Annotated in this window: 17 protein-coding genes and 1 pseudogene; 3 read left to right on the top strand and 15 right to left on the bottom strand. The window is 60.1% G+C overall.

Going from position 1 to position 20188, the window contains the following annotated elements; all coding sequences use genetic code 11:
• Positions 1-24 precede the first annotated feature (24 nt).
• From hutG to hutC, 11 genes are all read right to left on the bottom strand, one after another.
• Positions 25-828: an N-formylglutamate deformylase gene (gene hutG, locus ACM6JQ_RS27510; RefSeq protein WP_007909312.1), complete on the bottom strand. Its 804-nt coding sequence runs from the start codon at positions 826-828 to the stop codon at positions 25-27.
• Positions 829-838: 10 nt separating this feature from the next.
• Complete coding sequence (gene hutI, locus ACM6JQ_RS27505; protein ID WP_414895017.1) at positions 839-2044, bottom strand: imidazolonepropionase; 1206 nt, start codon at positions 2042-2044, stop codon at positions 839-841.
• Between the two features lie 355 nt (positions 2045-2399).
• Positions 2400-3932 carry a histidine ammonia-lyase gene (hutH, locus tag ACM6JQ_RS27500; protein ID WP_414895016.1) on the bottom strand — a complete coding sequence of 511 codons (1533 nt, stop codon included), beginning with the start codon at positions 3930-3932 and terminating at the stop codon, positions 2400-2402.
• A gap of 116 nt (positions 3933-4048) precedes the next feature.
• A complete protein-coding gene (gene hutH, locus ACM6JQ_RS27495) occupies positions 4049-5572 on the bottom strand; it encodes a histidine ammonia-lyase (protein ID WP_414895015.1) in 1524 nt (507 codons plus the stop codon).
• 188 nt (positions 5573-5760) lie between these two features.
• Entirely contained in the window at positions 5761-6591 is an 831-nt protein-coding gene (locus ACM6JQ_RS27490) for a quaternary amine ABC transporter ATP-binding protein (RefSeq protein ID WP_007909304.1), read from the bottom strand.
• Positions 6588-7439: an ABC transporter permease gene (locus ACM6JQ_RS27485; RefSeq protein ID WP_007949591.1), complete on the bottom strand. Its 852-nt coding sequence runs from the start codon at positions 7437-7439 to the stop codon at positions 6588-6590. The genes ACM6JQ_RS27490 and ACM6JQ_RS27485 overlap by 4 nt, the downstream gene beginning before the upstream one ends.
• Before the next feature lie 83 nt (positions 7440-7522).
• The gene (locus ACM6JQ_RS27480; protein WP_414895014.1) at positions 7523-8491 is read right to left on the bottom strand and encodes an ABC transporter substrate-binding protein; all 969 of its coding nucleotides are present in this window, start codon (positions 8489-8491) and stop codon (positions 7523-7525) included.
• 70 nt (positions 8492-8561) lie between these two features.
• Positions 8562-10034 carry a purine-cytosine permease family protein gene (locus tag ACM6JQ_RS27475; RefSeq protein WP_095113976.1) on the bottom strand — a complete coding sequence of 491 codons (1473 nt, stop codon included), beginning with the start codon at positions 10032-10034 and terminating at the stop codon, positions 8562-8564.
• 122 nt (positions 10035-10156) lie between these two features.
• The gene (gene hutU, locus ACM6JQ_RS27470; RefSeq protein ID WP_414895013.1) at positions 10157-11839 is read right to left on the bottom strand and encodes a urocanate hydratase; all 1683 of its coding nucleotides are present in this window, start codon (positions 11837-11839) and stop codon (positions 10157-10159) included.
• Between the two features lie 448 nt (positions 11840-12287).
• Positions 12288-12857 carry a HutD family protein gene (locus ACM6JQ_RS27465; RefSeq protein WP_123375597.1) on the bottom strand — a complete coding sequence of 190 codons (570 nt, stop codon included), beginning with the start codon at positions 12855-12857 and terminating at the stop codon, positions 12288-12290.
• Positions 12858-12866: 9 nt separating this feature from the next.
• The gene (hutC, locus tag ACM6JQ_RS27460; RefSeq protein ID WP_162130175.1) at positions 12867-13577 is read right to left on the bottom strand and encodes a histidine utilization repressor; all 711 of its coding nucleotides are present in this window, start codon (positions 13575-13577) and stop codon (positions 12867-12869) included.
• Positions 13578-13723: 146 nt separating this feature from the next.
• Between hutC and ACM6JQ_RS27455 the strand changes: the two genes are divergently transcribed.
• The gene (locus tag ACM6JQ_RS27455; protein WP_095113973.1) at positions 13724-15088 is read left to right on the top strand and encodes a formimidoylglutamate deiminase; all 1365 of its coding nucleotides are present in this window, start codon (positions 13724-13726) and stop codon (positions 15086-15088) included.
• Positions 15089-15208: 120 nt separating this feature from the next.
• On the opposite strand, the gene ACM6JQ_RS27450 is transcribed toward ACM6JQ_RS27455, so the two are convergent.
• Both ACM6JQ_RS27450 and ACM6JQ_RS27445 read right to left on the bottom strand, forming a co-directional pair.
• A complete protein-coding gene (locus tag ACM6JQ_RS27450) occupies positions 15209-15778 on the bottom strand; it encodes a lipocalin family protein (RefSeq protein ID WP_095113972.1) in 570 nt (189 codons plus the stop codon).
• A gap of 30 nt (positions 15779-15808) precedes the next feature.
• Positions 15809-16063: a hypothetical protein gene (locus ACM6JQ_RS27445; protein WP_003220802.1), complete on the bottom strand. Its 255-nt coding sequence runs from the start codon at positions 16061-16063 to the stop codon at positions 15809-15811.
• Between the two features lie 281 nt (positions 16064-16344).
• Here ACM6JQ_RS27445 and ACM6JQ_RS27440 point away from each other — a divergent pair.
• Together ACM6JQ_RS27440 and ACM6JQ_RS27435 are read left to right on the top strand one after the other, a co-directional pair.
• Positions 16345-17379 (top strand): annotated as a pseudogene (locus ACM6JQ_RS27440) (cache domain-containing protein); the annotation flags it as partial.
• Between the two features lie 93 nt (positions 17380-17472).
• Positions 17473-18237: a methyl-accepting chemotaxis protein gene (locus ACM6JQ_RS27435; RefSeq protein ID WP_371260421.1), complete on the top strand. Its 765-nt coding sequence runs from the start codon at positions 17473-17475 to the stop codon at positions 18235-18237.
• A gap of 200 nt (positions 18238-18437) precedes the next feature.
• Here ACM6JQ_RS27435 and ACM6JQ_RS27430 read toward each other — a convergent pair whose 3' ends face one another.
• Both ACM6JQ_RS27430 and ACM6JQ_RS27425 read right to left on the bottom strand, forming a co-directional pair.
• A complete protein-coding gene (locus tag ACM6JQ_RS27430; RefSeq protein WP_095113971.1) occupies positions 18438-19040 on the bottom strand; it encodes a DUF924 family protein in 603 nt (200 codons plus the stop codon).
• 3 nt (positions 19041-19043) lie between these two features.
• A complete protein-coding gene (locus ACM6JQ_RS27425; protein ID WP_007909265.1) occupies positions 19044-20054 on the bottom strand; it encodes a class 1 fructose-bisphosphatase in 1011 nt (336 codons plus the stop codon).
• Positions 20055-20188 lie beyond the last annotated feature (134 nt).

The raw sequence follows: 20188 nt of genomic DNA, 5'->3' as shown, positions 1-20188 counted from the left end.
TTCGGCAGCTCCTACAGGGGTGAGTCAGCCGCGGTAGTGTTTTTCGCCCCAGGCCAGATAGCCCTGCAGCAATTCCTTTAGTACCACCCGCGTTGGCTCGGCGAGGTCAGGGCGATAGCGGAACGGTTCGAACTCTTCCATGTAGGTGCTCTGGCACAACTCCAGTTGCACCGCGTGGATGTTCTCGGCCGGGTTGCCGTAATGACGGGTGATGTGGCCGCCCTTGAAGCGTCCGTTCAGAACATGACTGTAGTTGCTATGACCAGCGCAGATCGCTTCCAGTTGCGCGGCCAATTGTGGATCACAACTGGCGCCATTGAAGGTGCCGAGGTTGAAGTCCGGTAGTTTGCCGTCGAACAGGTGCGGGATGATTGAGCGGATCGAGTGCGCGTCGAACAGCAGCGCGTAACCGAATTCGGCCTTCAGCCGTGCCAGCTCTTCCTGAAGCGTACGGTGATACGGCGTCCAGATCTGCTCCAGATAAGTCGCGCGTTCTTCTTTCGACGGCTCGTGGCCTTCGCGGAACAACGGAATGCCGTCGAACAGCGTCGCCGGGTAGAGCCCGGTGGTAGCGCCCGCATACAACGGTTTGTCGTCGGACGGCCGGTTCAAATCGATGACGAATCGCGAGTACTCGGCAGCCAACGTACTGGCGCCGAGTTGTTCAGCAAAATCGTAAAGCTGCGGGATGTGCCAGTCAGTGTCCGGCAGGCTTTTCGCATCGGCGATCAACCCGGCTTCCACCGCTGGGGTCAGGCGCACACCGGCGTGAGGCATGCTGATCAGCAGCGGCACGCGTCCTTGTTTGAAGTTCAGAACCTTATCCACAACCGCCCTCCTACAGATTTGATTCGACGCCGTGACGCACGACGCGTTTGTCCAGATCACCGCCGAGCCAATAGGCCAGATCCGCCGGACGATCAATGTGCCAGGCAACGAAATCCGCGACCTTGCCGACTTCCAGCGAACCGTGGGTGTCGGCCATGCCCAGCGCTTGCGCGGCATGAATCGTCGCACCGGCCAGGGCTTCCTCCGGAGTCATGCGGAAGCAGGTGCAGGCCATGTTCAGCATCAGCCGCAACGACAGCGCGGGCGAAGTGCCGGGGTTGAGGTCGCTGGCGATGGCGATTTTCACCTTATGCTTGCGCAGGGCGTCCATTGGCGGCAATAGGGTTTCACGCAGGAAGTAGAACGCGCCCGGCAGCAGCACCGCGACGGTGTCGGACTCGGCCATGGCGATGGCGTCGGCTTCGTCCATGAATTCCAGGTGATCGGCGGACAACGCCTTGTAACGCGCGGCGAGGCTGGAGCCATGCAGCGACGACAATTGTTCGGCGTGCAGTTTCACCGGCAGACCGAGTTTTTGCGCGGCGATGAACACGCGCTCGACTTGCTCTGGCGAGAACGCCAGGTGTTCGCAGAACGCATCCACGGCATCGACCAGTCCTTCGGCAGCCAGAGCGGGCAGCATCTCGCTGCAGATCAGATCGATGTAGTCGTCGGCACGATCTTTGTATTCCGGTGGCAACGCGTGGGCGGCCAGGCAGGTGCTGCGTACGCTGATCGGCAGCTCTTTTTCCAGGCGACGGATGACACGAAGGATTTTGCGTTCGTTGACCAGATCGAGGCCGTAACCGGACTTCATTTCAACCGTGGTCACGCCGTCACGCATAAGGCTTTTCAGGCGCTTGGCGGCGCTGGCGAACAGCTCGTCTTCAGTGGCCTCGCGAGTCGCGCGCACGGTGCTGGCGATGCCTCCGCCGGAAGCCGCGATTTCGGCGTAGCTGACACCTTGCAGGCGCTTTTCGAATTCGCCGCTGCGGTTGCCGCCGAACACCGTGTGGGTGTGGCAGTCGATCAGGCCGGGCGTGACCCACGCGCCTTGCAGGTCATTGACCGCCGGGTATTCGCCGGATGGCAGTTGATTACGCGGGCCGATCCACTCGATGAGCGCACCGGACGTCACGATGGCCGCATCCTCGATGATCGAGTAGACGCCCTGCGCCATGGTTGCGACGTGGCAGTGTTGCCAGAGGGTTTTCACTGTTGGCCTCCGTTGTGTTTGGTTTGGTGGGTAGCCTCTGAAAAGCCCCTCACCCTAGCCCTCTCCCGGAGGGAGAGGGGACTGACCGGGTTGTTCTGTCGAGGTACACCGACCTGAAAGTCTTGAGCCGAACTCAGGTTCTGAAAACCATGAAGATCGGCTCCCTGCTCTCGCCAGGAAGAAGCAGGACTGACCGGGTTGCTCTGTCGAGGTACATCGACCTGGAAATCTTGAGCCGAACTCAGGCTTTGAAAACCACGAAGATCGGCTCCCTTCCCCCTCTCCCCCTTGGGGGAGAGGGCTGGGGTGAGGGGGATCGATGTCAGTAACAACAAAGCTCTCCCTGAAAAAACACTTACAAACTAGGCAAAAGTTTCGCTGGAATCAGCTCGGTCAGGCACCGCGAAGCCAACAATTCAGTCGCCGCATTGATATCCGGCGCAAAGAACCGATCTTTCTCATAGAACGGCACTTCCTTACGCAGAATCGCCCGGGCCTGCTCCAGCTTCGCCGAGGTCTTCAGACCGTTACGCAGGTCCAGTCCTTGCACCGCCGCGAGCCATTCCACCGCGAGAATCCCGCGGGTGTTTTCAGCCATTTCCCACAGCCGCTTGCCAGCCGCCGGGGCCATCGATACGTGGTCTTCCTGGTTAGCCGAGGTCGGCAGACTGTCCACCGAATGCGGATGCGACAAGGCCTTGTTCTCGCTGGCCAGCGCCGCTGCTGTCACCTGAGCGATCATGAAACCGGAATTCACGCCGCCATTGGCGACGAGGAACGGCGGCAGCTGCGACATGTGCTTGTCCATCATCAGCGAGATGCGGCGTTCGCTCAGCGAGCCGATCTCGGCGATGGCCAGGGCCATGTTGTCAGCAGCCATGGCCACCGGTTCGGCGTGGAAGTTGCCGCCGGAAATCACATCGCCTTCAGCGGCGAAGACCAGCGGGTTATCCGATACGGCGTTGGCTTCGACCGCCAGTACTTCAGCGGCCTGACGGAACTGGGTCAGGCAGGCGCCCATGACTTGTGGCTGGCAGCGCAGCGAGTACGGATCCTGCACCTTCTCGCAGTTCTGGTGCGAGTCGGAGACTTCGCTGCGCTCGCCGAGCAGATCACGGTACGCAGCGGCAGCATCGATCTGACCTTTCTGGCCACGAGCCGCATGGATACGCACGTCGAACGGCGAACGCGAACCCAATACCGCTTCAACCGTCAGACCACCCAGCGCCAGCGCGCCCGCGAACAAATCTTCACCTTCAAACAGACCACGCAGCGCGAACGCCGTGGAAACCTGAGTACCGTTAAGCAGCGCCAGACCTTCTTTCGCCGCCAGCGTCAGCGGCGTCAGGCCAGCCACTTTCAGCGCTTCGGTGGCTTCCATCCACTCACCCTTGTAGCGCGCCTTGCCCTCGCCCAGCAGCACTAGCGACATGTGCGCCAACGGTGCCAGATCGCCCGAAGCGCCCACCGAACCTTTCAGCGGAATATGCGGATAAACCTCGGCATTGATCAGCGCGATCAGCGCATCGATCACCACGCGGCGAATACCGGAGAAACCACGGCTGAGGCTGTTGACCTTAAGCACCATGATCAGCCGCACCAGTTCATCGCTAATCGGCTGGCCAACACCGGCGGCGTGGGACAACACCAGCGAGCGCTGGAGGTTTTCCAGGTCTTCGCTGGCAATGCGCGTCGAGGCCAGCAGGCCAAAACCGGTGTTGATGCCGTAGGCAGTGCGATTCTCGGCGAGGATCTGTTCAACGCAGGCGACGCTGGCTTCGATCTGCGCCGAGGCGCTGTTGTCGAGGCTCAGCTTGACCGGGTTCTGGTAGACATCACGCAGTTGGGCCAGGCTCAGTTGGCCGGGAATCAGGTTCAGCGCAGTCATTTTGTGCTCCTTTTGAGAGTTTGTTATTAACTCGCCAGACGCTCCGGAGATGTCCGTTGTCCGTCGCGTCTCGCCTTTTGGGGAGTCGCGCCTTGGCACGCTGGCGTGGGTATTTTTCAGTGCAAATTTGGTAAAACGTTGCCCAGCACATTCGGGGCTTTCAACACGCTCGCGGCGGCGGCGATATCCGGCGCCAGCCAGCGATCCTGATCGTAGGCCGGAACCGTTTCGCGCAGCAGTCGCCACGCGCGGTCAGTGCCCGCGCCGAAGCGCTGTTCCTTGAGAAATTCAAAGGCCTGCGCCGCCAGCAGATATTCGATGGCGAGAATCTGCGTGCAGTTTTCCAGCGCACGATGCAGCTTGAGCGCAGCGTTGGTGCCCATGCTCAAATGGTCTTCCTGCAGGCCCGAAGTGATGTAGTTGTCGAGCACCGCCGGTTGCGCCAATTGGCGGTTTTCCGCACACAGTGACGCAGCGACGTACTGGACGATCATCATCCCGGAGTTCACCCCCGGATTGGCCACCAGAAATGCCGGCAGACCGCTGACGTGCGGATTCACCAGACGATCCAGACGACGTTCGGCAATCGAGCCGATTTCGGCCATGGCAATCGCCAGCAAATCCGCCGCCATAGCTACCGATTGGCCGTGCGGGTTGGCTTGCGACATCACCCGGAAGTTGTCCGGCGTGCCTAGCAACAATGGGTTATCAGTGCAGCCGTTGAGTTCGGCCTCGACCTGCTTGATTGCATGATCGAGCTGATCGCGCGCGGCGCCGTGAACTTGCGGGATCGAACGGATGCTCAGCGCATCCTGAGTGCGAATGCCTTTGCTCGACGCGATCACTTCACTGCCATCGAGCAAGGCGCGCAGATTGACGCCAACCTGCTGCATGCCCGGATGCGGTTTCAGCGCGATGATTTCAGCGTCGAACGCATCGATCTGGCCGCGCTGGGCTTCAAAACTCATCGCGCCGATGACGTCGGCCCATTGCACCAGACGCGTCGCGTCGGCAATCGCCAGACAGCTGAGGCCGGTCATGCACGGCGTGCCGTTGACCAGGCACAAACCGTCTTTTGCGCCGAGCTGAACCGGTTGTAACCCCTCTTCGGCCAGCGCTTGTTGCGCCGAAATGATCTGCCCGCGATAGCTGACATTGCCGACGCCGAGCAACGCGATGCCGATGTGCGCCATGTGCGTCAGGTAGCCCACCGAACCTTGCGACGGCACTTGCGGGGTGATGCCGCGATTGAGCAGCGCCAGCAGCGCTTCGACGACTCGGCGATGCAGGCCGGATTTGCCGTGGCTGTAGTTGTGAATGGCGGCGCAGATGATCGCGCGAGTCTGCTCGTCGGCGAGCACCGGGCCGACGCCACAGGCGTGGCTGAGCAAGGTGTTGCGCGAGAGCTGGCTGAGTTGTTCGTCCTGCAGCGAGACGTTGGACAAACCGCCCAGACCGGTATTGACGCCATAGGCGCGCTCGCCGCTGGCGACGATGCGCTGGACGATGCCTTGGGCGTTTTCGATGCGCGCCCAGGTGTCGCTGGACAGCTCCAGAAGCGCGCCATGACGGGCAACGGCGACCAAGTCCTGCCAGCGCAGAGGGGCGCCGGTGATAACGATTTTTTCAGCCTGAGACATCTAAAACCTCAACCGTAATATTGATGCAGCTTTACCGGCCTCATCGCTGGCAAGCCAGCTCCCACAGGATCTCCAGTGTTCACACAATCTCTGTAGGAACTGGGCCTGCGAGCCCTCATTGTTCACACAACCCCTGTGGGAGCTGGCTTGCCAGCGATAGGGCCAGTCAGTGCACTGCATAATTCAGATCAAACCACCGCCGCCCGCCGCTGCACGAACCGGTCAACATACTCATCCGCCGGCGAATGCAGAATCTCGCGCGGCGTACCGACCTGAATCAGGCGACCATCCTTGAGAATCGCAATGCGGTTGCCGATACGCACCGCCTCGTCGAGGTCATGGGTGATGAAGACGATGGTCTTGTGCAGGGTCTTTTGCAGCTCCAGCAACTGGTCCTGCATCTCGGCGCGGATCAGCGGATCCAGCGCACTGAACGCTTCGTCCATGAGGATGATGTCGGTGTCCGCCGCCAAGGCGCGCGCCAGGCCGACACGCTGGCGCATGCCGCCGGAGAGCTGGTGCGGGTATTTGTTTTCGTAGCCTTTGAGGCCGACGGTGTTGATCCAGTGCAGCGCGCGTTCCGAGCACATTTGCTTGCTCTCGCCACGGACTTTCAGACCGTAGGCGACGTTGTCGAGCACAGTCTTGTGCGGCAACAGGCCGAAGCTCTGGAACACCATGCTGATCTTGTGCCGGCGAAATTCGCGCAGGGCATCCATGTCGTATTGCAGGATGTCGACGCCGTCGACGAGGATCGCGCCGCTGGTCGGGTCGATCAACCGGTTGAAGTGGCGCACCAGTGTCGATTTTCCGGAACCGGACAGGCCCATGATCACAAAGATCTCGCCAGTGCCGATGCTCAGCGACAGGTCGTTAACGCCGACCACGCAACCGGTTTCACTCAGCACCTGATCCTTGGTCTTGCCCTGACCGACCATGGCCAGCGCATCCTTGGCGCGGTTGCCGAAAATCTTGAAGACGTTTTTGACTTCGATCTTGCTCACGGTTGCGTTGCTCATTTGCTCACCTCATGCCGTGGCCGACCGTACGCCTGAGTAATGCGGTCGATGACCACTGCGAGAATCACGATCGCCAGACCGGCCTCGAGGCCACGTCCGACGTTGAGGGTCTGAATCCCCACCAGCACATCTTCACCCAGACCACGGGCACCGATCATCGAGGCGATCACCACCATCGACAGGGCCATCATGGTGGTCTGGTTGATCCCGGCCATGATGCTTGGCAGGGCCAGCGGCAGTTGCACGCCGAACAGTTGCTGCCAGCGGTTGGCGCCGAACGCATTGATCGCTTCCATCACTTCGCCGTCGACCTGGCGAATGCCCAGATCAGTCAGGCGAATCAGCGGCGGCGCGGCGTAGATCACCGTGGCGAAAATCGCCGGGACCTTGCCCAGACCGAACAGCATCAGCACCGGGATCAGGTACACGAAACTCGGCATGGTTTGCATGATGTCGAGCAGCGGCATCAGCACCGAACGCAAGCGATTGCTGCGCGCCGAGAGAATCCCCAGCGGAATGCCGATCAGCACCGAAATGATCGTCGCGACCATCATCAACGCCAGGGTCTGCATGAGCTTGTCCCACAAGCCAACGGCGCCGACGAGGAACAGCAGACCGACGATGACTGCTGTGGTCACGACTTTACGCGTGGCATGCCAGGCAACCACACCAACGATCGCCAGCATCAACCACCACGGCGCTGCGCGCAGCAAGCCTTCGAGGTTGACGATGGCCCAGAGCAGGGTGTCGGAGATGTGGCGGAACACATCACCGTAGTTGGTGACCAGCGAATCGACCCAACCGTTGACCCAGTCGGCGATGGAAAAGGTAAAGCTTTCGGGAAACATAAGCGGCTCTCAATCAGAAATCTCAATCAAGCGTTTACGGCATATCCCCCGGCCAGCCTCACGGTTGACCGGGAGGTATCGACCTACAGCGCCGCGTCGATTTTCTTGGCTGCGTCTTCACTGACCCACGCATGCCAGACTTCAGGATGTTCCTTGAGGAAGATTTTCGCCAGTTTTGGCGACTCGATACGTTCCTTGGCCATGCGGCCCAGGTTCTGGTTCAGCAGATCGATCGGCAGGTTGACCTTTTCCAGCACGGCGACCAGTTCCGGGGCCTCGTCGTGGAAGGTTTTCGACAGACCGACCTTGATGCTCACGGTCTTGTCGACGCCCGGTTTTTCTTCGAGTTTGACCAGATCCACCTGGCCCATCAGCGGGGTTGGCGACCAGTAGTAGAACAGGATCGGCTCGCCACGCTTGTAGCTCGACAGCACCGCCGCATCCAGCGCCGGGCCAGTGCCCGGACGGAAGTTGGTGTAGCTGCTTTCGAGGCCGTAGCTTTTCAGCATTTCGCTGTTGTCGAGTTCGCAGGTCCAGCCGGCCGGGCAGTTGTAGAAACGGCCCTTGGACGGCTCTTCAGCGTCCTTGAACACGGCGGCGTATTTGCCCAGGTCAGCGATGTTTTTCAGGTCTGGAGCTTTCGGCTCAAGCTTGCGCTTGGCGTCGCCTTCGATCACATAGCGCGGCACGTACCAGCCTTCCACCGCGCCCACTACCGGAGCGCCGACACCGACGACCTTGCCGGCCTTCTCGGCCTTGTTCCAGACCTCGCTGCGGCCGACCCATTCTTCGGCGAACACTTGAATATCGTTGCTGCTCAGGGCGTTTTCCATGGTGATGGAGTTGCCCGGCAGGCTGTCGGTCTTGCAGTCGTAACCTTTCTCCAGCACCACTTGCAGGACGTCGGTCAGCAGCATGCCGCTTTCCCAGTTCAGCCCGGCGAACTTCACCGGTTTGCCCGATTCGCACCAGCCCGCGGCTTGGGACGCACCGGCACTGGCCAGCAGGCCCATGGACAGCAATGTGGTCAGCAGGGTCTTGTTCGATTTCATTGTTGTGACGCTCCTAATCATGAATTGGCTTACGGCAGTCAAGAGGCATCCAGCCCTGTCCACGTCCAAATCAGGCCTGCGCCGCAGCGCGACCGGCCCCGCTTGTTTTAGGTTGTACAACGCTGTTCTGCTCGACCGGCAGAATCAGTTGATCGGGCACCGCGCTGTGCCATTTTTTTGCACACACGTAGTAGACGACGGCCGGCAGCACCAGGCCGATGATCCAGGAGATATCGACGTCACCGAGGGCGGCCACCAGCGGACCGGTATAGAACTTGGTGGAGATGAACGGCAACTGCACCAGCACACCGAACACATAGACGCTGATGCCGAGCAGGTTCCAGCGACCGTAGCGGCCATTCGGGTCGGCCAGCGCCGGCACGTCGTAGCGCTCACGGGTGATGCAGTAGTAGTCGACCAGGTTGATCGCGCTCCACGGGGTGAAGAAGGCGAGCAGGAACAGGATGAAAGACTTGAACGCACCGAGGAACGAGTGCTGACCGAGCAGCGCAATCAGAGTAGCGGCGCCGACGATCACCAGCACGAACACCAGACGCTGCATCCGGGTCACCGTCAGATGGCCTTTGAAACCACTGATGATGGTCGCGATGCACATGAAGCTGCCGTAGGAGTTCAGCGTCGAGATGGTCACCTTGCCGAACGCGATGCTGAAGTACAGCAGCGCCGCGGTGGCACCGGTGCCGCCCAGGCCGACGATGTAGGCGACTTCGTGACCGGCGAACTGACCGTTGGAGGAAGCCGCGGCGAACACGCCGAGGATCATCGCCACTTGTGCGCCAACCACAGAGCCGGCACCGGCGGCGAAGAATGTTTTGACCGCCGAGGTATTGCTCGGCAGGTAACGGGAATAGTCAGCCACGTACGGGCCGAAAGCGATCTGCCAGGAGGCCGCGAGCGACACCGCGAGGAGGAAACTGCTCCAGCTGAAATGACGGATTTGCAGAAGTGCGCCGACGTCGGTCTGGCTCATCAAACGCCAGAACAGGAACACGAAAGCGATCACGCCAATGACGCTGGCAACACGGCCGATCCAGTGGATCACCCGATAACCGAGCACCGTCACCAGCACGATGACGCTGGCAAAAATCAGGATGCCGACACTGTCGCTGACGTTAAACAACTGCCCCAGCGCCTGGCCGGAAAGCACGGTGCCCGTCGCGGTGAAACCCAGGTACATCAGGCACACCAGCACGATCGGGATCGCCGCGCCGTAAACGCCAAACTGCACGCGGCTGGAGATCATCTGCGGCAGGCCCAGCTTCGGGCCTTGCGCGGCATGCAGCGCCATCACTCCACCGCCCAGCAATTGACCGATCAACAGACCGATCAACGACCAGAACACATCACCGCCGAGCACCACGGCCAAGGCCCCGGTGACAATCGCGGTGATTTGCAGGTTGGCGCCCATCCACAGGGTGAACTGGCTAAACAGACGACCGTGTCTTTCCGCTTCCGGGATGTAGTCGATCGAACGCCTTTCGATCAACGGTTTGTTGCCTGCACGATCGGTGTTGACAGCCATGATTCAACCTCTGTGGATTGTTAGATTCTCTGTGGGAGCTGCCGCAGGCTGCGATCTTTTGATCTTGAAAAACCAACATCAAAAGATCGCAGCCTGCGGCAGCTCCTACAGGGGTTTTGCATTTATTTGCCGGTAATCATCGGCAGGTTCAGGCCCTGTTCCTTGGCGCAGTCGATGGCGATCTGGTAACCGGCATCGGCGTGGCGCATGACGCCGGTAGCCGGGTCGTTGTGCAGCACGCGCGCGATGCGCTCGGCCGCTTCGTCAGTACCGTCGCAGACAATCACCATGCCCGAGTGCTGCGAGAAGCCCATGCCAACGCCGCCGCCGTGGTGCAGGGAAACCCAGGTCGCGCCGCTCGCGGTGTTGAGCAAAGCGTTGAGCAGTGGCCAGTCGGACACAGCGTCGGAACCGTCCTGCATCGATTCGGTTTCGCGGTTCGGGCTAGCGACCGAGCCGGAGTCAAGGTGGTCGCGACCGATCACGATTGGCGCCGACAACTCGCCGCTGCGAACCATCTCGTTGAAGGCCAGACCGAGCTTGGCGCGCAGGCCCAGGCCAACCCAGCAGATACGTGCCGGCAGACCCTGGAAGCTGATGCGCTCGCGGGCCATGTCCAGCCAGTTGTGCAGGTGCGCGTCATCCGGGATCAGCTCTTTGACCTTGGCGTCGGTTTTGTAGATGTCTTGCGGATCACCCGACAGTGCCGCCCAGCGGAACGGGCCGATGCCACGGCAAAACAGCGGACGGATGTAGGCCGGTACGAAGCCCGGGAAATCGAACGCGTTTTCGACGCCTTCTTCCCGTGCCATCTGACGGATGTTGTTGCCGTAGTCGAAGGTCGGGATGCCTTGCTTCTGGAATTCCAGCATGGCTTTGACGTGCACAGCCATCGACTGCTTGGCGGCTTTGATCACAGCGGCCGGTTCGGTCTTGGCGCGGGCGCGGTACTCGTCCCAGGTCCAGCCGGCAGGCAGGTAACCGTTGAGCGGATCGTGGGCACTGGTCTGGTCGGTGACCATGTCCGGGCGCACGCCGCGCTTTACCAGTTCCGGGAGAATTTCTGCGGCGTTACCCAACAGGGCGATGGAGATCGCTTTGCCTTCCTTGGTGTATTTATCGATGCGCGCCAGAGCGTCGTCGAGGTCTTTGGCTTGCTCGTCGACGTAACGGCTTTTCAGACGGAAATCGATGCTGACCTGCTGGCATTCGATGTTCAGCGAGCACGCGCCGGCCAAAGTTGCCGCCAGAGGTTGTGCGCCGCCCATGCCACCGAGGCCAGCGGTGAGAACCCACTTGCCGGTGAGGTTGTCGTTGTAGTGCTGGCGACCGGCCTCAACGAAGGTTTCATAGGTGCCTTGGACGATGCCCTGGCTGCCGATGTAGATCCAGCTGCCGGCGGTCATCTGGCCGTACATGGCCAGGCCTTTGGCGTCGAGTTCGTTGAAGTGTTCCCAGCTCGCCCAGTGTGGGACGAGGTTGGAGTTGGCGATCAGTACACGCGGGGCATTGCTGTGAGTCTTGAACACGCCGACCGGCTTGCCGGATTGCACCAGCAGGGTCTCGTCGTCATTCAGGTTGGTCAGGCTTTCAACGATCTTGTCGTAGCACTCCCAGTTACGCGCGGCGCGACCGATACCACCGTAGACCACCAGCTCTTTCGGGTTCTCGGCAACTTCCGGGTCGAGATTGTTCATCAGCATGCGCAGCGGCGCTTCGGTCAGCCAGCTCTTGGCGGTCAGCTTGTTGCCGCGGGCGGCGCGGATCTCAACGTTGCGAAACTTTGTAGGCTTATTGTCAGTCACGAAAAAGACTCCTCAGCGATCAATTCAAACCAACCCTGGCAGTGGGCAAGCAGCCTGTGCGCTTCGATGCGCGACAAGCGAATCAGTGGACGCTGCGGAGAGTCTCGAGCGACTCATACGCATACGTCTTTACTTGTACATACAAGCATATGCAATCAAGCGGCCAACTTGTTGGAGGGGCGTTCAAGAAAAATTGCGCGCAGTGCTGGAGAGCGCCTGAATCAAGGGTTCGGGCGTGGATGAAATTTTTCGTGGGGATGATTTAGGGCGATGGGACTTTGTTACGTGAGCGTGGTTTTGCGCCACGCTGGGGCGTTCGGTAACAAGTTGGTGCGTGGTTGGAAACACCCCAAAAGCAAAAGATCGCAGCCTTCGGCAGCTCCTACACTGGGTTTGATGTACACCCTGTAGGAGCTGCCGAAGGCTGCGATCTTTTAAGATTTCTGAATCAGCGTCCAGTCAGTTCAATGACGCAGCAACCCGCATTGGTGGAGACTTCGGCCAGACCGCTGTTGCCGTCCAGTTGCAGGCAATCATGTCGCCCCAACTGCGAAACACTGTCACCGATCCGGACTTCCAGCAACTCACTGACACTGAACACCAACACCGTCCCCGCCGAGCTGAAGAAACGCTGCTCACCGTCCAGCCACTGCAACCGCGCGCTGTAACGCTGCGGCATATAGATCAGGTTGAAATCGCGAATCGCACCGCCGAGCAGCGTGCACAACACCTGGCTTTCACCGCTAAAGGCAAACGGGTCGAGCGGTAACAGCGGCCGCGTATCGTCGCCGTCAACGCACAAGGTCATGCCGTCACCCTGCAACACGGTGATCACCCGCTGATAACCGGCGAATGTTGAAAAACCACCGGATTCGGCGATGTCGGCAATCGACAGACGCCAGCCAAAACCGTCCAGCCCGGCACCCGCGTCACGGGTGATTTCTTCAGTGCTGCCGCCGCCGTTTTTCCACGGCATGCGCGGGTAGCCTTCGGCGCGTAAAACCTTCAAACCATTCATTTATGCTCTCTATTTATGGAACCGCCCTTCCAGACGATGACGGGAACCCGGGTGAATCAATCGTGCAGCGGTAACCGGCTGACGCCCCGACCACGTGCGGCGACGAATCAACAAGCACGGCTCACCCTTTTCAATCTGCAGCAACTTGCACTCTGAGGATTCGGCGAGGATCGCTTCAACCACGTGCTCGCCCTCGGTCAGCGGCGCCACCTGGTTCAGATAGGCGTACGGCGTTTGCAGAGTGAAATCCTGTTTGAGGTATTCCGGAGCGACCAGCGCGTTGACGAAACGGTCTTCGATTTGCACCGGAATGTCGTTTTCGTAATGCACGATCAGCGAGTGGAAGACCTTCTGCCCTTCGCGCATGTCCAGCGCCAGCGCACGCTCGGAACCGGCGGCCTCTTCTTCGAGGGTGATCACCTGGCAGGTGTGGCGATGGCCACGGGAGGCAATTTCGTCGGCGATGTTGTGCACTTCGAACAGCGCGGACTGGCTCTTCGGTTCGGCGACGAACGTGCCGACGCCTTGCATGCGCACCAGCAGACCGTCGGCGGTCATCTCGCGCAGGGCACGGTTGATGGTCATGCGGCTGAAACCGAGTTGATTGACCAGCTCGCTCTCGGACGGCACGCGGTAGTGCGGCGGCCAGTTTCCGCTGTCGATCTGCTGGGTGATCATCTGTTTGACGCGGGCGTACAAGGGCGCCGGACTGTCGCCCATGTTCGCGGCCAACGGGGAGACTGGAGGCGGAGTCGGCACGGTTGATCCCTGTTCATTGGATGAAAGTGGCTAGCTTGCCGGAGTTTACCGGGCAGGCAAACGTCTGTATATGTATATACAAATAACACACGATGGGGTGCTGAACCATGTCCGCCTTCTTTGCCGAACGCGCGCTGCTGCCTAACGGATGGGCCAACAATGTACGTCTTGAGGTCAGCGCCGAGGGCTTGCTGACCCGAATCCAGGCCGATTCCACCGCAGATGGCGCTGAACGGCTGAGCGGCCCGCTGCTGCCGGGCATGCCGAATTTGCACTCCCATGCCTTCCAGCGAGCGATGGCGGGTCTGGCCGAAGTGGCCGGCAACCCCAACGACAGTTTCTGGACATGGCGCGATCTGATGTATCGCCTCGTCGGAAAAATCAGCCCGGATCAGCTCGGCGTGATTGCCCGTCAGCTGTACATCGAAATGCTCAAGGCCGGTTACACTTCGGTCGCTGAATTTCACTATGTGCACCACGACAGCAATGGTCAGCCGTATGCCGATCCGGCTGAATTGGCGTTGCGCATCAGTCAGGCCGCAAGCGAAAGCGGCATTGGTCTGACCCTGTTGCCGGTGCTCTACAGCCACTCCGGTTTTGGCGGCCAGACGCCGAATGACGGCCAGCGCCGCTTCATCAACAGCACCGAAAATTACCTGAATCTGCAATCGCGTTTGCAGCCGTTACTGGCGCAGCAAAAGGCGCAGTCGCTGGGCCTGTGCTTCCACTCGTTGCGCGCGGTGACCCCGCAGCAGATCAGCGAAGTCTTGGCGGCCAGCGACAAGCAATGCCCCGTGCACATTCACATCGCCGAACAGCAGAAAGAGGTCGATGACTGCTTGAGTTGGAGCGGTCGGCGTCCGCTGCAATGGCTCTACGAAAATACCGAAGTCGATCAACGCTGGTGTCTGGTGCACGCCACCCACGCCAACCCGGAAGAAGTCACGCTGATGGCCAAAAGTCGCGCCATCGCCGGGCTGTGCCTGACCACCGAAGCGAATCTCGGCGACGGAATTTTCCCGGCGGTGGATTTCCTCGCCCAGGGTGGGCGCATGGGTATCGGTTCCGACAGCCATGTCTCGCTCAGTGTGGTCGAGGAATTGCGTTGGCTGGAATACGGCCAGCGCCTGCGTGATCAGCGGCGTAATCGCTTGTATGGCGCGGATCAGCCGATGGTTGGACGTACGTTGTATGACGCGGCGCTGGACGGTGGTGCGCAGGCGATGGGGCAGCCGGTTGGTGCGCTGGAGGTGGGCAAGCGTGCGGACTGGATTGTGCTCGATGGCAGCGATCCGTATCTGGCGACGGCCACGGGTGACGGGATTTTGAATCGCTGGTTGTTTGCCGGCGGCGATCGGCAGGTGCGCGATGTGCTGGTCAACGGCCAGTGGGTTGTACGTGATGGCCGGCATGCTGGCGAAGAAGACAGTGCTCGCGCGTTCACCCAAGTCCTGCGCGACCTTTTAGGCTGACACACATAACCCAATGTAGGAGTGAGCCTGCTCGCGATAGCGGTGTATCAGTCACATATTTATGGCTGACACACCGCTATCGCGAGCAGGCTCACTCCTACAGGGGGTTGGCGGTGTTCTTTAGTTTGAAGTCTTGGCCATCTGTCGATCAGTCGCACGCCAGATCAGTCGCGTCGTGTCATAACCCTGCTGACGCGCCTTGCTCAGCAGCTCTTCACGCACCACACCGTTGACGGTCGGCGTGCGTGACAGCAACCACATGTACTTGCGACTCGGGTCGCCGACGATGGCGGTCTTGTAGTCATCGCTGACGTACAACACCCAGTATTCGCCTTTTGCCACACCCGGAATCAGGCGTGAGAACCAGGTATCGAATTCGACCCAGAGTTTATCGGTCTTGCCCGGCACCTGTGGATAAGCCGTGCCCTTGGCCTCTTCCCACTGCCATTGCGGCGTCAGGCAGCGATTGAGCACCGCGACATTGCCGTCAGGTTTGAGGGTGTAATGGGCTTCGGACTGCGCGCAATTGCGCTGGAAGTACATCGGCAAGCGCGCCAGCTCATACCAGGTGCCCTGATAACGCTTGAGATTGACGCTGTTGACGGTTTTCGGCGCCAACGGGTCTACGCCGGAAGTGGCGCAGCCGGCCAGTACCAGGCCGGCAAAAAGGATCAGCAATAACCGCTTCATTTTTCTTCTCCGTGGGCGCGAAGCCCCGGTTTACTTCAGGCCTTGGCCGGAAAACATCAGCACTTTGTCACCGGCATACTGCACGCTGATAAAGCTGTTCTTGTCGCCCCAGGTGCAACTGGACATGCCGAGCGCGCCCGAGCAATCGGTGGGCTTGCCGAGCAGAGTCTCGACTTCGGCCTTGGCCATACCGGCCGAAAGCTTCGAATAGTTTTCCTGATTGACCTTGCTGCATGCGGCCAACAGCACGCAAAACGTCAGAAGGGCGATAGATCGCAGCGACATGGTGTAACTCCTGGAACGAGGGGGGATGGCATGGTGCCAACCAGAAGCTTAGAAGAGAAAACCCTCATCTGGTTCCGTGGGCGGACGGCTATTTATTAGCCCGCCTGTCTGGCATTTGCCGATAAATCAGACACTTTGTAGGGCTATTGAGCATTTCGTCGCCTTTCGCCAAAGACGCCTAATCTTTGGCGCGTCGCGGTCGAAATAAGAGCAGCGCAAAGCCCCCGAGTGTGGCAAATTGCCGCCCTTTCTTGACCAGCCCCTTCGCGGTAGTTCATTCGATGACCAGAAACATGAAATTCAGCCACAAGATCTTGTTGGCTGCCGCCCTCGTGGTGGCCGTTGCGTTCGCCTGTTTCATTTTCTTCAACGACTATCGACAGCGCGAAGCCTTGGGCAGCAGCACCGAAGCCTCGATGCAGGAACTGGGCAGCCTGACCACCAGCAACATCCAGACCTGGCTGGAAAGCCGCATTCAATTGCTGCAATCGCTGTCGCAGCAAGTGGCTGTCGACGGCAACGCCCCCGCCAGCCTGAAACGCATCATCGACCTGCCCGCCTACACCGGCAATTTCCAGCTCAGCTATTTTGGCGGCGCCGACGGCGTGATGTTCTCGGTGCCGGCCGGCAATCGCGCGCCGGATTACGATCCACGCGCACGCGGCTGGTACAAAGCGGCCAACAGCGCGCAACAGACCATCGTCACCGAACCGTACATCGCCGCGTCCTCGGGCAAACTGGTAATCACTGTCGCCACCCCGGTGCAGCGCCAGGGCCAGATGCTCGGCGTCGCCGGTGCCGACATCGACCTGACCAGCGTCAGCGCGATCATCAACTCGCTGAACTTCGGTGGCCACGGCCACGCGTTCATCGTCAGTGCCGATGGCAAGATCCTGATCCACCCGGACAGCAAACTGGTGCTCAAGACCCTCGCCGAGGCCTACCCGAATGGCGCGCCAAAAGTCAGCCCGGGCCTGAAAGAAGTCGAGTTCGACGGCAAGACGCAGTTGATCTCCTTCACCCGCGTCAACGGCGTGCCGTCGGCCGACTGGTACGTGGCGCTGGTGCTCGATAAAGACACCGCGTTCGCCATGCTCAGCGAATTCCGCACCTCGGCGCTGATCGCCATGGTTATTGCCGTGGTAATCATCATCGCCCTGCTCGGCATGCTCATTCGCGTGTTGATGCAACCGCTGCTGACCATGGGCCGCGCGATGCACGACATCGCCGAAGGTGAAGGCGACCTGACCAAACGTCTGGTGATTCACGGCAACGATGAGTTCGGCGCACTGGGCACCTCATTCAACCGTTTTGTTGAGCGCATTCACACTTCGATTCGTGAAGTGTCCTCGGCCACCGGCCAGGTCAACGAAGTCGCCCTGCGCGTGGTCGCAGCGTCGAACTCGTCGATGTACAACTCCGATCAGCAAGCCTCGCGCACCAACAGCGTGGCCGCGGCGATCAACCAACTCGGCGCCGCCGCGCAGGAAATCGCCCAGAACGCCGCCCTCGCCTCGCAGCACTCCAGCGATGCGCGCAGCCTCGCGGTCGACGGCCAGCAGGTTGTCGATAAAACCATCCACGCCATGCAGCAGCTGTCGGCGAAGATCAGCGATTCGTGCGGCAACATCGAAACCCTGAACAGCAACACGGTGAACATCGGCCAGATTCTCGAAGTGATCACCAGTATTTCCCAGCAGACCAACCTGCTCGCGCTCAACGCCGCGATCGAAGCGGCGCGTGCCGGTGAAGCCGGTCGTGGTTTCGCCGTGGTTGCCGACGAAGTGCGCAACCTCGCGCACCGCACCCAGGATTCGGCGCAGCAAGTGCAGAAGATGATCGAAGAGCTGCAAGTCGGCGCGCGCCAGGCGGTCAGCATCATGACCGAGAGCCAGCGCGAGAGTGAAAGCAGCGTCGGCATCGCCAACCAGGCCGGTGAGCGGTTGGGCAGCGTGACTCAGCGTATCGGTGAGATCGACGGGATGAACCAGTCGGTGGCCACCGCGACTGAAGAGCAGACCGCTGTGGTCGAGTCGATCAACGTCGATATCAACGAGATCAACACGCTGAATCAGGAAGGTGTGGAGAACTTGCAGGCAACGTTGCGGGCGTGTTCGGATCTGGAGCAGCAGGCGGCGCGGTTGAAGCAGTTGGTGGGTAGTTTCAGGATTTAAAGATCAAGGGCTTTACCCCCTCACCCCAGCCCTCCCGAAACGTCGGACCGCCCCCAGGGGGGCGAGGGGGGAAAGGGAGCAGATCTTCAAGCCTTTCAAAACCTGAGTTCGACTCAGGTCTCTCAAGTCGATGTACCTCCAACATCCACCTCGGTCAGTCCCCTCTCCCCCTGGGAGAGGGCTAGGGTGAGGGTAAGCCCTTAAAACCTTGACCCAGGCTCAGAAAGAAACACCAACTCTTCAGCCGTAGACTCCCGCCCCAACACCGCATTGCGATGCGGAAACCGGCCAAACCGCGCAATCACCTTTTGATGCCGCTCGGCATAATCCAGATTATCCGCAAACACCGCCCGCTCCGACTCCGGCTGTTCAGCCACCAGCTCGATAAATCTGGAAACCGCCTCATTCTGCACCGCGAGGTTTTCGCAGTGTTCGAACACCAGATAAATGAATACACGCTGAATCGGTTTCAACTGCCGATCGAAATCCGCCGCAATGCCTTGGGCAACGAGTTTCTGCGCGCGCAGATCACCGGAAAACGCTTTGGGAGTGTCGCGAAAGATCATTCGCGGCAATTGATCGAGCAACAGCACCAGCGCCAGCCAACCTTCGGGACGTTGCGTCCACTCGGTCAATTCGCCGGCCAGGGCCTGATCGACAAAGACCCCGAAACGCGTCTGCGCTTCGAGGTCTTGGCTGTCTCGCTTACCGAACCACAACTTGCCCTTGTCAGCCGCTATCTCGTCGGGGGATTCGGCGTGTCCGAACCACCAATCGAGCAACGGCTGCCAGGGCGCGGTCATGGTTTATTCCTTGTGGTAAGCCGTAGCGCGAGCGACTTCTTCTTTCGAGCCGAGGAAGACTGCTACGCGCTGGTGCAGGCCTTCAGGCTGGATGTCGAGAATACGCTGATGACCGTCGGTGGACGCGCCGCCCGCTTGTTCAACGAGGAACGACATCGGGTTGGCTTCGTACATCAGACGCAGTTTGCCTGGCTTGGACGGCTCACGGCTGTCGCGCGGGTACATGAACAGACCGCCACGGGTCAGGATGCGGTGTACGTCGGCAACCATCGCCGCGACCCAACGCATGTTGTAGTTCTTTTTCAGCGGACCTTCTTCACCGGCCAGCAGCTCGCCCACGTAGCGTTGTACCGGGGCTTCCCAGTGACGCTGGTTGGACATGTTGATCGCAAATTCCTGGGTCGATTCAGGAATGGTGATGTCTTCGTGGGTCAGCACGAAGCTGCCCATTTCGCGGTCCAGGGTGAAACCTTTGACGCCGTCACCGAGGGTCAGTACCAGCATGGTTTGCGGGCCGTAGATCGCGTAACCGGCGGCAACCTGCTGGGTGCCTGGCTGCAGGAACGCTTTTTCGTTCAGCGGCTCGTTCTGGCTCAGGTATTCGTTCGGGCAACGCAGTACCGAGAAGATGGTGCCGACCGGGGCGTTGATGTCGATGTTCGACGAACCGTCCAGTGGGTCGAATACCAGCAGGTAGGCGCCTTTCGGGTATTTGCCCGGGATCTGGTAGGCATTGTCCATTTCTTCGGACGCCATGCCGGCCAGGTGACCGCCCCATTCGTTGGCTTCGAGCAGGATCTCGTTGGAGATCACGTCGAGTTTCTTCTGCACTTCGCCTTGGACGTTTTCAGTGCCCATGCTGCCCAGAACACCACCCAGGGCGCCTTTGGACACGGCGTGGCTGATTTCTTTGCAAGCACGCGCCACCACTTCGATCAGGAAACGCAGATCGGCAGGAGTGTTATTGCTGCGGGTCTGCTCAATCAAATAGCGACTCAGGGTAACGCGGGACATGGACGGCTCCGGTGGAATGGGGGGCTAAAAACCCGCGCAGTTTACAGGGAGTCTGAAAACGTAGCGAGCGAAGACGCCCGGTAACGTGCGTTGGGGTGTAATTGCCTGCATGAGACGTGAATGTGGGTGGAGAG

This window comes from Pseudomonas sp. IT-232MI5, assembly GCF_949767845.1.
Classification (GTDB): domain Bacteria; phylum Pseudomonadota; class Gammaproteobacteria; order Pseudomonadales; family Pseudomonadaceae; genus Aquipseudomonas.
This window is presented reverse-complemented; position numbering and strand designations above follow the sequence as displayed.